The following is a 13,195-nucleotide window of genomic DNA, read 5'->3' on the forward strand; positions in this document are numbered from 1 at the left end:
ATGTATTCTTTTTGTGCAATAAAACTCCTGCCTCTCTGCAAAAAAATAAGGAAGCTGCTGCTTCCGCTTGATTAAGAACCGATGATTAAATCACGATCACGAATCAACGTTAATTCTTTTTTGTCATAACGCCCTTCATATAATAAACGAACAGCTTGTTTGCGAATCGCCTTCTCAATTAAATTACGAATGTAGCGGCCATTGCTGAATTTTCGTTCCTTCTTTGTGTGAAGAAGCTCTTCAATATGATGATACAGCTTTCGTTCTGCTTCGAACGTAAATTCGTATTCTCTCTCTCGCAGCATTTGTTTGGCAATATGGATTAATTCGTCTACCGTGTAATCAGGAAACTCAATCATAAGTGGAAAGCGGGAAGGGAGACCGGGGTTCAAGGATAGAAAATAATCCATCTCCGCCGGATAACCAGCCAAAATGACGACTAAATCTTCACAATAATCCTCCATGCCTTTTACAAGCGTATCAATCGCTTCTTTTCCAAAATCCTTTTCTCCCCCGCGTGCCAACGAATACGCCTCATCAATAAATAAAATACCGCCTCGCGCCTTTTTAATTAAATCACGTGTTTTATTGGCTGTGTGCCCAATATACTCGCCGACTAAATCCGCTCGTTCTGCTTCGATAAAATGCCCTTTTGACAACACGTTCATTTCAAAAAATAATTTTCCTAACAGGCGAGCGACTGTTGTTTTTCCCGTTCCCGGATTGCCTTTAAAAATCATGTGAAGTGCCTGCTTATTCGATTTCAGTCCCTGATCTTTGCGCCTTTTGTTAATATATAGCCACGCATAAATTTCTTTGACAATTTTTTTGACATTTTCCAAGCCGATCAGTTGGTCAAGCTCTGTTTGGATGCTTCTTAATATCGCATGTTGCTCGTAATCAATTCCTTCGATGCGTTCCTCTTTCACTAAATGATTCGTATTTTTAGAGTTTAATACAATGTTAATTTGTCCTTTCGCCTTATTCATCGTTACTTCTGACAACGGTTGTCACCTCGCTTTATCCCTTTCGCTTGATGAATAGTAGTATTGTTTTTTCCAGTATACGTTTAGCGACATTTATTTGTGACAAATGCCTATCATCCGATGCACTTCTCCCTTTACCCCTCTATTTGCTCCATGATGCGGTCCCATTTCATTCGAATTTAACGTTTGCTCTCTTCATCGTTTATGTGGAATTCGTCTCTTTAGACAGCCAGGATGTCTAAACAAACCGTTTTCAGATTTACTCATAAGTCTCGTAAAACCGATCGTTGTTTATCCCCTGTCAAACATTCGCGCAATAAAGGAAAAATTCTGTTTCTCTGGCCGTTCAAAAATGCGTCACCTACCTTTCCAGAAGCTAACTGGTTCAATCTTTCATTTGTATTTATATTGTTTTCGTAAAAAATCAAATAAATGCTCACCAGCAGGCAAGCTTTCACTGCTCTAAAGGTGCAGAAGCATCGCCTTTTATCATGTGTAAACGAGCACTGCATTCCCATAGCTATTATAGTATATTCATCTCCCCGCCTTTTTACGAAACAAAATCGCCCGCATGTGTCGTGCGGGCGATTTTTTGTTGCTTGTTTATTGGATATCAAGCTGAACATTTTTTTCAGGTGCAAATGTAGAAATCGCATGCTTGTAAATGAGTTGCTGCTTCCCCTGCACCTCTAAAAGCACAGTGAAGTTGTCAAAGCCTCTCACCAAGCCGCGAAGTTGAAATCCATTCAATAAAAATACGGTTACCTGTGTGCCATCTTTGCGCAATTGATTTAAAAATTGGTCTTGAATGTTAATCGATGTTTTCATGAACTGGCCTCCTCTTTTTCTCTCTACCTATTTTTATATATTCGTCTTTTGTTGAAGCTTTCCTTCTATGTATCGCAAAATTTCATCGCGTTTCTCGGTAAATCGAGATAAATCTGTCATATCAAACCAGCGTACAGGCATCTTATTACGAAACCATGTGAGCTGACGCTTAGCATAGCGACGTGAATTTTGTTTGAGCTGTTCAACGGCTTCAGCAAATGAAAGCTCGCCATCTAAATATGCATAAATTTCTTTATAGCCAATAGCCTGAATCGATTGGCAGTTGCGCAAGCCGCGCTCATACAAGGCTTTAACCTCATCGAGCAGCCCTTGGGCCACCATTTGATCGACGCGTTCGTTAATGCGACGATATAATTGCTCCCTTTCCATTGTTAAACCAATAATCGCCGCTTGATAAAGAAGCTCATGGGTTTGCGTTTGCTGCCATTCCGCCATTGTTTTTCCGGTGCATCGATAAATTTCAAGCGCACGAATGACACGGCGCAGATTATGAGGGTGAATGCGTTCAGCGCTTTCTGGATCAATCCTCTTTAATTCTTCATATAACGCCTCCGCTCCTTTTTCCTTCGCCATACGCCGCAGATCCTCTCGATATGCTGGATCGGAAGGAGCGTCAGAAAAACGATAATCATAGATAACCGATTGAATATAAAGCCCGGTCCCGCCAACAATCATCGGCAATTTGCCTCTGTCAGTAATTTCTTGAATCAACGGTCGAACGAGCTGTTGAAATTCGGCGACAGAAAATGGCTCGGCTGGGTCTTTAATGTCTATTAAATGGTGCGGGATTCCGTCCATTTCTTGCTTAGTAATTTTAGCTGTGCCAATATCCATTCCTTTATAAATTTGCATCGAGTCACCGCTAATAATTTCTGCATTGAGCCGTTTAGCCAGTTCAATGCTCATTTTTGTTTTCCCCACAGCGGTTGGCCCGATTAACACAACAAGCTTCTCTCCCACGGACATCACTACCTTCTGTGTCATTATGCCACATTGTTTTATTATATCCAAGCGAAGGAAATTTTATCACGTTTTGCAGGAAGAAAAAAGAGTTTCATTGCTTCTTTTCACAAGACAAACGAAAATGAAAGGATGTGAGCTTCCTCTCCCGCCTTCACTCCGTTTAGAGATGGGAGACTTCTCGGTGGATGTGTTAACAATAGGGTCCTTATATAAACACTAAGCGTCGTTATTTCAAGATGAACAAAGGGATCTCGCCGCCATGCAAGATCCCATGCTGTACGCTATGATATTCTAAACTTTCGAATCATTTCCTGTAAATCTTCGGCCATCGTTGATAATGCTGTAGCAGAAGCAGAGATTTCCTGCATAGAAGCAAGCTGCTCCTCAGCGGCTGCAGACACTTCCTGTGTTCCCGAAGCCGATGTTTCGGCTAGCTTATTCATTTGCTGTATCGATTGGACAATTTGCTCCGCACCAGCAGACATTTGCTGAACAGATGCAGACACCTCTTGAATATTGCCCGCTACCTCCTGCACGGCATCTTTGATTTGTTTGAACGATAGCCCAGCGGCCCGAATCACATCGATTCCATTGCCCGTTTCTGCTGTTGCTTTTTCCATTGACTGGACAGCAGCATTTGTTTCTTGTTGAATTCCCGCAATCAATGCTGAAATCTGCTGGGCAGATTGTGCCGATTGTTCTGCAAGCTTTCGAACCTCGTCAGCCACTACAGCAAAACCGCGCCCTTGTTCTCCTGCTCTTGCTGCTTCAATCGCTGCATTGAGCGCTAACAAATTCGTTTGTTCAGCAATTCCGGTAATCACTTCAATAATTTGGCCGATCTGCGTTGAACGTTCCCCTAATCCTTTAATGACATTAGCTAAACTCGTTACCGTTTCGTTTATCGAATTCATTTGCTCAACAGCCGTTCGAACTGTGTCACTGCCTTCCAATGCCCGCTGAGAGGCATCTCCGGCAATTTCGGCTACATTTTGCGCGCGCTGTGCTACATGATGAATGCCATTGGACATTTCTTGAACGGTTTCAAGTGTTTCTTCAACACCTTGCACTTGTTTTTCCGCACCTAATGCCACCTCTTGCATCGTTGCCGTAATTTGCTCAGTCGCTTTGCTCGTTTGCTCCGCGCTTGCTGTTAGTTGTTCCGATGATGCGGCTACCTGTTCAGCATTGCTCGCTACTTGCTGAATCACCTCTCGTAGATTTCCCGCCATTTCGTTAAAAGAGGCGGCTAATTCACCAATTTCATCTTTATTTTTCACGAGAATTTTATCCCCTGCAAGATCTCCCAAAGCGATTCGCTTTGCCGCCTGCGATAGCGCAGTAACAGGGCGTGAAATCATCTGGCTAATAGAAAAGGCTACCCCAACACTAACAAGCACAGCAATCGCTCCATAAATCATCATCCACATTTGCGCAGAATCCGATTTTGCAGAAGTGGAACGGCTAGCTTGATCTAATAAGCGCCGCTCGAATTGAACCAATTTTTCCGCCGCTTCATCAAACTGCTGGGAAAGCTCTCTGCCTTTTGTGGCAACTAACTCTGTATACTGCTCGACATCATTTTGTTGCTTGAGCTGTATTAGCTGTTTGCCGAATTGATAGTAGTCTTCCTCCAGTTGATTTAGCTGTGACAGCAGCTCCTTCGCTTCCGCTTGAGTGATTAGTTTAGCTACGTCGCTGCTTAGTTCGCCATACTCTTCATGCGCTTTTTCAAAATTTGTGGAAGATGTGCTATCTCCGGTAATTAAATAGCCGCGTGCGCTCGTTTGCTCTTTCTTTGCCGCGATCTCCATTTGCTGAACGAGCGATAAAGCTTGCACTTTTTCATTCAATAGATTCGTATACGTTTGATCAATGCCTCTCAATTCATAATAGGCAATTCCAACAATGATGGCTAAAATGGCCAACACGGCTGTAAAGCCAGCAAACAATTTTTTTCTAACGGTCATTTTCAATGATAAAAGCCCCCTTTTTCTCCATCCGCTTTACCACTATAACAAATGATGGAAAAACGATGGTTCCTCTGTCATACTCACTTTTTCTATCGGATTCTATGAGCAGAAGTTTTATATGAATCTACACCATTTTTCCTTCTTTTATTTCATTGAACGGCTCATGCTGCACTTCTTCCCGTATGAAAAAGGAGGTAAGAAGGGCAACAATACTACCGGCAAAACCGAATAAAAACAGATCATGAATCCCTGTCATAAAATGAGCGGCTTTCGTTAATAGCGCTCCCATCACCGTTACCCCAATAGCTGTTCCGATATTACGGCAAAACATAAAAAATGAAGTCGCAATTCCTTTTTCATGCGCATCCGCCAGCTGTTGGGAACCAATCACCCCGACTGTTGTCATAAGACCAAAGGACAGTCCTTGAATAAACATAGCGAAAAATACATAAAAAAAGCCATGCTGTTCATTCAACAGCGCAAGTAGTCCTCCGCTTGCCACAAGCAAAATATTGCCAATAATAAGCAGACGACGATAACCATATCGTAAAATCCATTTTCCTGCCGGAACAGCTGCCAGCATCCAGCCAATGGATGTCCCGAGCAATGCTACACCGCTCATAAAAACGGTTTGATGAGCTATTTGCTGCAAAAATAATGGAATATAGCTTGATGTTCCAAATAGAGCGACACAGCTGATAAAGCCATTAATATTCATCCATTTTAATGTTTGATGGCGAACTAATGTTAATGGAACGAGCGGTGAAGTTTGCTTCTTCTCATACCAATAAAAAACAATAAGCAATAATACCCCTCCAGCAGCATACAAAAACTGCCCGCTGTTCACAACTGTCACAAGTAAAAGGGAGCTGATCGCCAGCGCAAATAAAACCGCACCGATATAATCGACAGCCGCTTTCTTCGGTTCATATACTTCTTTATATGGGATCAACGTCAATAATGAAAGCAAAGAAACAGGAATATTGACATAAAAGATCCAACGCCATGACAAATACTCCACAAATAAGGAGCCAAGCAGCGGTGCAAGTACAGCGGAAATTCCCCACATGGCTGTAAAAAACGCTTGAATTTTCCCTCGTTTTTCGACTGGAAACAAATCTCCGGCAATAATGGCTGGAAACGGCATCATAAATCCTGCGCCAATTCCTTGAATAGCACGAAATAGAACAAGCTGAATCATATTCTGCGACATTCCGCACAAAAGTGATCCGGCAAGAAAAAGAACAATTCCAAAGCTAAACACTTTCTTTCTACCAAAAATATCTGACAGCCTTCCTGCTATAGGAGAAAGAACCGTCGTTGTAATCATATAAGAGGCAAATGACCACGCATAAAGTGAAAAGCTGCCAAGTTCTTTAGAAATAATCGGCATCGTTGTATTCATAATCGTCGTGTCCATAGATGCTACTAGCATAGCTAAAACGATGCTAATCATTACAGATGTCCTACTACTCATGTATATCCCCCTTTTTTAAATACTCATGCCATCTATCTATATACAAGAAGATTGAACGTATAGCTGATTAGCAAGAATCAGCGATCTTTTTCGACTGTCGAAATCAAACAGCCCCTTCATTGAAGACACGAAATTGTGGACACGCCAAGTTGCCTCTATATCCTGCCATTCCCTGAATCTAGCATGTCATCGCCCCTCCTCTTTTTGAATGAGAAGCGAATGCGCTCGTATACTGACGCTCCCCCCCTTTTTCTTCTTAAAAATTCATCATTCCTCTGTTCACTACGCACTTTTTCGCTGCAGCCGCTTCAGCATTTTGTGCACACATAATTTTTGAAGAATACTTTTTATTTTACATGATTCCATTGTTTTTCTAAAAAAAAATGCTTTATTCCTTTGTAAAAAGCAAATTGGTTGCTTTTTATGCAATCCCCTTGTTACGATAGATTTGTCTTTGCTTCCTCTAACAACCGAAAACACTAACACGATCCTCATCGGCATCAATTGATGAAGAAGGAGGAGTCTGATGAACAAAGCAACAAAGGTTTTCTATTGTTCTGTATTGATTTCGTTATTTTTTATCATTTGGGGAATGATTCCCAAAAGTATGCTTCCGCATTATAACTTAAATGCGGTTAGCGTGTCCGTTCATTCATTTCTCATTAATAAATTTGGGTGGTTTTATTTGTTAGCTGCCACCACTTTTCTTGGGTTTTGTTTGTTTTTAATTTTTTCAAAGTACGGAAGTATCCGGCTTGGGCAAGACCACGAAAAGCCCGAATACAGCTATCGCGCATGGTTCGCTATGCTATTTAGTGCTGGAATGGGAATCGGGTTAGTGTTTTGGGGAGTAGCGGAGCCAGTCTCTCATTATTACAATCCGCCTGTTGGAGAAGGCAAGACAACGGAAGCTGCGCGCGTAGCGATGCGCTATTCTTTTTTTCATTGGGGATTGCATCCATGGGCTATTTATGGAGTTGTAGCATTGGCGTTGGCGTATTTCCAATTCCGCAAAAAAGAGCCTGGAGTAATTAGCCGCGTACTGCGTCCTTTGTTTGGAAACAAAGTAGACGGAGCGGTGGGAATTGCAGTGGATACATTGTCTGTCTATGCGACCATATTTGGTGTTGCTACTTCTTTAGGCTTAGGGGCCATTCAAATTAGCGGCGGTTTATCCCATTTATTCCCATACGTAAAAAATAATATAGCCACCCAACTAATTATTATCGGCGCAGTCACGATTTTATTTATGCTATCAGCGCAATCCGGTTTAAACAAAGGAATTAAAATATTAAGTAACATTAATATTGTTTTGGCACTTCTATTGATGCTGTTTTTGCTGTTTGTTGGCCCAACTAATTTTATTATGGATGTATTTACTACAACAATTGGAACGTATGTGCAAAATTTGCCTTCTATGAGCCTGCGGTTGAGCCCTTTTGAACAAAGCGATTGGCCTCGAGCTTGGACGATCTTTTATTGGGCATGGTGGATCGCTTGGGCCCCATTTGTTGGAACATTCATTGCCCGAATTTCAAGAGGAAGAACCATTCGTGAATTTGTCATTGGCGTGCTTGTTGTCCCAACCGTATTTAGCGCTCTATGGTTTTCTGTGTTCGGCGGCTCATCACTATATTTAGAACAATTCAATCATGTTCGAATTATGGAAGTCATGGAGGCAGACGGCATGGAAGCAGGACTGTTTTTTGTACTGCAGCACTTCCCGTTCGGGATGATTTTGTCAGGGCTTGCTATTTTACTTATTTGCACTTTTTTTGTTACATCGGCAGATTCAGCAACATTTGTCCTTGGTATGCAAACAACAAATGGAAGCTTATTCCCTCCTAACTCCATTAAGTTTATTTGGGGAATCATTCAATCTGCTTCTGCTGCTATACTACTTTGGACTGGAGGATTACAAGCACTGCAAACCGCATCCATTATCGCAGCGTTTCCGTTCACCATCATTATAATTTTAATGGTAAGTTCATTGATTCGTTCTTTTAAGGAAGAAATGCCGTCACTAAAATAAACGCAAGCTCTCATATCTATCACTAGACTTGCCTACCTCTTTTTTCTTAGAATCTTTTGGGATGCATATAGCCGCGGAGCATGATATACGATCATGCTCCGCGGCTTTTTATTGTTGATATCATCGTTATGCTAAACCTTTTGTGTCGGCTGCGTTTTTTTCGGATAAGCGAGCAGCAACCGTTCCTTTGTCATCAAAAAAACAAACAATAAGGTAAGAGCCGCCGGAATCAAGCTCCACATAAACGTATGAGCAATGGAAGAAGCCAATATTGTTGTCATTTGATCAAGCAGATCTTCTGGAATATGTGCTCGCGCTTCCGGTGAAAGAATCGCACGCGGATCATGAATGTTCGCTGTTGCCGCTCCATATGCAGTGCCTTTAAACAGCGGCGTTAGCTGTTCTTTAAAAACATTTCGTTGAATAATCCCGAATATCGTGATCCCTATTGTCATTCCCAACGAACGTACAAAAGAGTTAGTAGAGCTTGCCGCACCTCGTTCGGCTTCCGAAAAATGGTGAATCGCGGCCATTCCTAGGACTGAAAAAGAAGCCCCAACCCCTAATCCTACAATAATCATATACCATGTCACTGTAAGCCGGGATGTATCAGAGGTAATGGTCGTTAATAAAAGCATGCCGATAACAAATACCGTAGTAAACAAAATCATCACATTGCGGTAGCTTGTTTTGCTTGCCAAAAATCCTCCTAATTGGGCTGACACTGTCGTCGCCAGCATCATCGGCAATAAGATCAACCCTGAATTAGTCGCTGATCCCCCTGTAACACCTTGTATAAAAATCGGAATATAAACGGTGGCAACAATAAAGGTAGCGCCTGAGAAAAGACCGACAAGATTCGCTGTCGCGAACAAACGGCGGCGAAACATGTGATAAGAAACAATCGGGTCCTTCGCTTTTGTTTCGACATATAGAAATAACAAAAATAACACAAAAAATCCGGCAAATAACCCAATAATTTCGACTGAATTCCAGTCATACTGATTGCCGCCTAGCTCTAACGCAAACATTAAGCAGACGATGGCCGGTACAAGCGTCATCACACCAAGCCAATCAATCGTTTGCTTTGCATGCTTCGGAGATTCATGATAAAACAAGACGATGAATAAAAACGCTAAAAGACCTAAAGGAATGTTGATATAGAACACCCAGCGCCAATTTAAATAATCCGTAATATACGCTCCAAAGAGCGGCCCGAATATGCTTGATAAACCGAATACAGCTCCAAAAAGCCCACCCATTTTCCCGCGTTTTTCCGGCGGAAAAATATCAAACATAATCGTAAAAGCAATCGGAACTAAAGCTCCTCCCCCAATTCCTTGAATCGCACGAAAAATACTAAGCTGGACAATATCTTGCGCCACTCCGCATAGCATAGAGCCAAGTAAAAAGACAACGATACCGAAAATAAAAAACCGCTTCCTTCCATACATATCCGAGAGCTTTCCGAAAATCGGCATACCTGCCATTTCTGTCACCATATAAGCAGATGTCACCCATACAAATTGTTCAATTCCGCCTAAATCAGCCACGATTGTTGCCATAGCGGTGGCAACAATCGTGTTATCCATGGATGCAACAAAAATCCCGAGCAGTAATCCTGCTACTACCCAACCGATTCTCGCATCGTTTCTTCCCATACCGATTCTCCTTTTTATATTTTTCTTTTCTCTTTTACAACGGCTCGTTCGCTTTGCTGCAAGCTTGTTTGATATTCGATCAGTTCAATATCGCAGCCCGGGCCGATGATAATACGGTCTCCTCTGACAATTTGGGCACTTGTATGCTCTAAATAAATCTCATCTCCCTCGACGATTTCGGTCATGAGCCTTGCTGACGTGTTCGCCATCCCTTTAAAAAGGTTCATCACGTTCCATTTGCTTCGTTTCACGCGGATCGTTTTTCCACCGATTTCCGAAATGCGGCTATCCGCAAAATAAAGGGAGAGGTCGACTCGCTCTGCATTTAATGTATTAGCAATTTGTACAACCCCTTTAACCGAAAACGATTCCGTTTCACAATCACCGGAAACATTCATCTCTCCATACCCGTGAATCGCTCCGCCTGTAATATTCCCTTGAATATGCGCAGCCCCGCGAAGACGCATGTCATCAACATTGGTATTTCCGCGAATGTCCGCCTGCCCAAATAGCTTGATCGTTTTCACATGGACGTTTCCTCTTATATTCGCCTGTCCAAAAATGTTTAGCCATTCGGCTGTCATATTTCCACTCACATCCGCGTTCCCAAATACTTTCCATTTCGCACATTGTACATCGCCGCTAATTGTCGCATCACCACGAATGGTCACATTACGAAAGGTTCCTCCTGATGTCAAAGCAGAACCATTGACTGTCAAGTTTCTCATGACTTTCCTCCTCATACTTTTTGATATGTTCCTACTTTCGCTCCTTTATCACATTCAAAGCTACTTTGATATTCCACCCGTTCAATCTCACACCCAGGGCCGACGGTTACTTTGTTTCCTCTCACAACTTTGGCATTGGTATGTTCTAAATAAATTTCATCGCCTTCAATCATTTCAGCTGTTAAGCCGACATGAAAAAATAGTTTTTTCAAAAATGGAACTCCTGGTTGCCGAACCTCAATCGTTTCCCCGCCAATTTCCTTCACTTGACAATGACCATACAGCTTCACTTGAATGTTTCCCGCGTTCAATAATCCACCAATGGTAAAGCTGCCCCGTGCATCAAATGTTTCGGCAGCGCAATCCCCTGCGACATCTGTTTCTCCATGGATATACACCTCTTCGGCATTCAACGTTCCTTTTACGCTCCCGTTTCCATGAAAGCGAATCACTTTACACTCTATGTTCCCGCCAACACTAGCATTTCCGCTAATTTTTACCTGTTCAGCATGCAGCGCCCCCGTCATATGAACCCTTCCGGATACATGAGCCATTTCCGCTTTCACATTTCCTTCGATGGTGGCATTTCCTTGAATGCTCAAATCGTTGCAATCCACATCACCAAAAAGCTTTCCACTTCCTGAAACCTTGACCATATTGTATATTCCACCCGAAGCATGGCCGACGCCAGCAATCACTAAATCTTTTCGCTCCATTTATCCATCCCCTCCGTCACCTTTATTTTTAACTCCTCTATACAGCTAGGCACATGTAAACGGGCCACCACCTTGGCTCCGTCCTCAAAATATAGCTCGTTTCCATTTGTAGAGAGCAGGCATGTTGAAATGCCCATTTTTCGCACGATGAGCAGTTCACAGCTTTTTCCTTGAATTTTTTTGTAATGGCGCTCAAATACATCAAATACGCTTTTTCCTTCTCCCAAACTCATTTCGCCTGTCTGCAACAGCCGATCAAATACGTACAATTGAAGGAGTTGGTCAAACAAAAATACATGCTGCTCGCCCTTTTGTTCAATATAAAAATGAAGCGCTAATTCCGAAACAATGTTACGTTCTATAATATCATTTTTATGAAGGGCAATTGTAGTCGGATTCGGTGAAAACATACTTGCCAATTCATCAAGTGATAAATCATCTTTCATTTGTTTAATTTTTTCAATTCTCGCCAATATCTTTTCTTTTGGGAAAAATGTTTCCTGTCCCGTAAATGTTGACTTTCGAATAAACCATTCTTCAGGAATTAATTTTTTGCGCTTCCATCTATATAACTGTCCGTATGAAATATTTGTGAGTTCCAGCAATTCCTTTTTCGAAATTAACTCTTGCTCCACACTCAAGCACCTCCTTCGTTATCATATCATTAATGTAACATAACAATGTTACGTTGTAAATAAAAATCATTTTTATGATCATGATTGGAGCAATAGACAGTCCATTAAACCGATGAAACGTCATCTTCCCCCTTCATCTCGGGATATTTTTAACGGTTGAGTGAGCGAACGGCCATTTGCTTCAAAGACTGACAAGTGAAGCCGAAAGCGATGTTTCCCTTTGCCTCACATGAAGACGTAGCCTCTCCCTCAGAAATCCATTTATTTCTCTTGGACTGCCTTGTACACAAAAGAAGCATTCATTTCTTTGATCTCGGCATATACATGAAATGAGCTTGTATTAATAAGTGCGAACTGATAAAATGTCCAAGAACAAGCCATTTGACTAATTAAATAAAAGAGGATGACAATCAATGGTCAAAAAACGGATGATTACATATGGAATCATTTGTCTCATCTCAATATGCCTTTTATTAGCTGGTCTATATAAGCTAATGAATTCAAGAACATATCAGCTGTTTGGAGATCTCATCAGCCATGTCGATACGACAAAAAAGGTAGTGGCACTTACCTTCGATGATGGACCTACGGAAAATGTGGAAAAGATATTGCCCCTTTTAGAGCAATATCACGCAAAAGCCACTTTTTTCGTCATCGGAAACGAATTAAAGAAACACTTAGAGCTTGGCAAAAAAATGGTGGCGGCGGGACATCAGCTTGGAAATCATACTTATTCTCATCAACGTATGGTTTTTAAGTCTTCTTCTTTTATTCAAAAAGAAATTGAACAAACAAACGATTGGATTCGCAAAACCGGATACAAAGGAGAAATCGATTTTCGTCCTCCAAACGGGAAAAAACTCATCGGGCTGCCCTATTATTTAAAAGAGCAGCATATCCAAACGGTGATGTGGAATCTTGAGCCTGACACATACTACTCTTCGGTTTCCGATAAAGTAAATTATGTCAACCAGCACGTAAAGCCGGGATCCATTATTTTACTGCATCCAATGTACGATGATACAGATCATGAGCTGCAAACCATTAAAGGTATATTAGCCTCTTTATCCAAGCAAGGCTATCAGTTTGTCACGGTAAATGAGCTGCAAAACTTGGAAAATCAATAATGCGCGTTAGTCTCCATTAACGCCTCAGGTATGAAATACGATTGGCAA

Annotated in this window: 11 protein-coding genes; 2 read left to right on the plus strand and 9 right to left on the minus strand. The window is 41.8% G+C overall.

What is annotated here, in order from left to right; translation table 11 throughout:
* Positions 1 to 71: 71 nt before the first annotated feature.
* The 5 genes from spoVK to GGQ95_RS01520 form a co-directional block, all read right to left on the minus strand.
* Entirely contained in the window at positions 72 to 1,004 is a 933-nt protein-coding gene (gene spoVK / locus GGQ95_RS01500) for a stage V sporulation protein K (RefSeq protein WP_066147386.1), read from the minus strand.
* Between the two features lie 585 nt (positions 1,005 to 1,589).
* Complete coding sequence (gene hfq / locus GGQ95_RS01505; RefSeq protein WP_044745301.1) at positions 1,590 to 1,814, minus strand: RNA chaperone Hfq; 225 nt, start codon at positions 1,812 to 1,814, stop codon at positions 1,590 to 1,592.
* A 33-nt stretch (positions 1,815 to 1,847) separates the two neighbouring features.
* The gene (miaA, locus tag GGQ95_RS01510) at positions 1,848 to 2,795 is read right to left on the minus strand and encodes a tRNA (adenosine(37)-N6)-dimethylallyltransferase MiaA (RefSeq protein WP_066147724.1); all 948 of its coding nucleotides are present in this window, start codon (positions 2,793 to 2,795) and stop codon (positions 1,848 to 1,850) included.
* A gap of 284 nt (positions 2,796 to 3,079) precedes the next feature.
* Positions 3,080 to 4,768, minus strand: a complete 1,689-nt coding sequence (locus tag GGQ95_RS01515; RefSeq protein WP_183186345.1) for a methyl-accepting chemotaxis protein — start codon at positions 4,766 to 4,768, stop codon at positions 3,080 to 3,082.
* A 127-nt stretch (positions 4,769 to 4,895) separates the two neighbouring features.
* Entirely contained in the window at positions 4,896 to 6,248 is a 1,353-nt protein-coding gene (locus GGQ95_RS01520; RefSeq protein WP_183186258.1) for an MDR family MFS transporter, read from the minus strand.
* Between the two features lie 526 nt (positions 6,249 to 6,774).
* Between GGQ95_RS01520 and GGQ95_RS01525 the strand changes: the two genes are divergently transcribed.
* Positions 6,775 to 8,280 (plus strand): glycine betaine uptake BCCT transporter, encoded by a 1,506-nt coding sequence (locus GGQ95_RS01525; protein ID WP_183186259.1) that lies wholly within the window; start codon positions 6,775 to 6,777, stop codon positions 8,278 to 8,280.
* A 131-nt stretch (positions 8,281 to 8,411) separates the two neighbouring features.
* Here GGQ95_RS01525 and GGQ95_RS01530 read toward each other — a convergent pair whose 3' ends face one another.
* From GGQ95_RS01530 to GGQ95_RS01545, 4 genes are read right to left on the minus strand one after another with little or no spacing between them, the layout of a single operon-like run.
* A complete protein-coding gene (locus GGQ95_RS01530) occupies positions 8,412 to 9,941 on the minus strand; it encodes an MDR family MFS transporter (protein WP_066147375.1) in 1,530 nt (509 codons plus the stop codon).
* Positions 9,942 to 9,955: 14 nt separating this feature from the next.
* On the minus strand, positions 9,956 to 10,669 hold the full coding sequence (locus GGQ95_RS01535; protein WP_236546412.1) for a polymer-forming cytoskeletal protein: 714 nt from the start codon (positions 10,667 to 10,669) through the stop codon (positions 9,956 to 9,958).
* Between the two features lie 11 nt (positions 10,670 to 10,680).
* On the minus strand, positions 10,681 to 11,385 hold the full coding sequence (locus GGQ95_RS01540) for a polymer-forming cytoskeletal protein (protein WP_066147371.1): 705 nt from the start codon (positions 11,383 to 11,385) through the stop codon (positions 10,681 to 10,683).
* On the minus strand, positions 11,367 to 12,020 hold the full coding sequence (locus GGQ95_RS01545) for a YhbD family protein (RefSeq protein WP_066147369.1): 654 nt from the start codon (positions 12,018 to 12,020) through the stop codon (positions 11,367 to 11,369). The genes GGQ95_RS01540 and GGQ95_RS01545 overlap by 19 nt, the downstream gene beginning before the upstream one ends.
* A 413-nt stretch (positions 12,021 to 12,433) precedes the next feature.
* Between GGQ95_RS01545 and GGQ95_RS01550 the strand changes: the two genes are divergently transcribed.
* Positions 12,434 to 13,147 carry a polysaccharide deacetylase family protein gene (locus tag GGQ95_RS01550; RefSeq protein WP_044745308.1) on the plus strand — a complete coding sequence of 238 codons (714 nt, stop codon included), beginning with the start codon at positions 12,434 to 12,436 and terminating at the stop codon, positions 13,145 to 13,147.
* Positions 13,148 to 13,195: the final 48 nt, after the last annotated feature.

Source organism: Anoxybacteroides rupiense, from assembly GCF_014196195.1.
Taxonomy (GTDB): domain Bacteria; phylum Bacillota; class Bacilli; order Bacillales; family Anoxybacillaceae; genus Anoxybacteroides; species Anoxybacteroides rupiense.

Coding starts and splice junctions, on each gene's coding strand:
- GGQ95_RS01525 (WP_183186259.1), top strand. CDS start 6,775: ATGAACAAAGCAACAAAGGTTTTCTATTGTTCTGTATTGATTTCGTTA.
- hfq (WP_044745301.1), bottom strand. CDS start 1,814: ATGAAAACATCGATTAACATTCAAGACCAATTTTTAAATCAATTGCGC.
- GGQ95_RS01535 (WP_236546412.1), bottom strand. CDS start 10,669: ATGAGAAACTTGACAGTCAATGGTTCTGCTTTGACATCAGGAGGAACC.
- GGQ95_RS01515 (WP_183186345.1), bottom strand. CDS start 4,768: ATGACCGTTAGAAAAAAATTGTTTGCTGGCTTTACAGCCGTGTTGGCC.
- GGQ95_RS01540 (WP_066147371.1), bottom strand. CDS start 11,385: ATGGAGCGAAAAGATTTAGTGATTGCTGGCGTCGGCCATGCTTCGGGT.
- GGQ95_RS01520 (WP_183186258.1), bottom strand. CDS start 6,248: ATGAGTAGTAGGACATCTGTAATGATTAGCATCGTTTTAGCTATGCTA.
- GGQ95_RS01550 (WP_044745308.1), top strand. CDS start 12,434: ATGGTCAAAAAACGGATGATTACATATGGAATCATTTGTCTCATCTCA.
- GGQ95_RS01530 (WP_066147375.1), bottom strand. CDS start 9,941: ATGGGAAGAAACGATGCGAGAATCGGTTGGGTAGTAGCAGGATTACTG.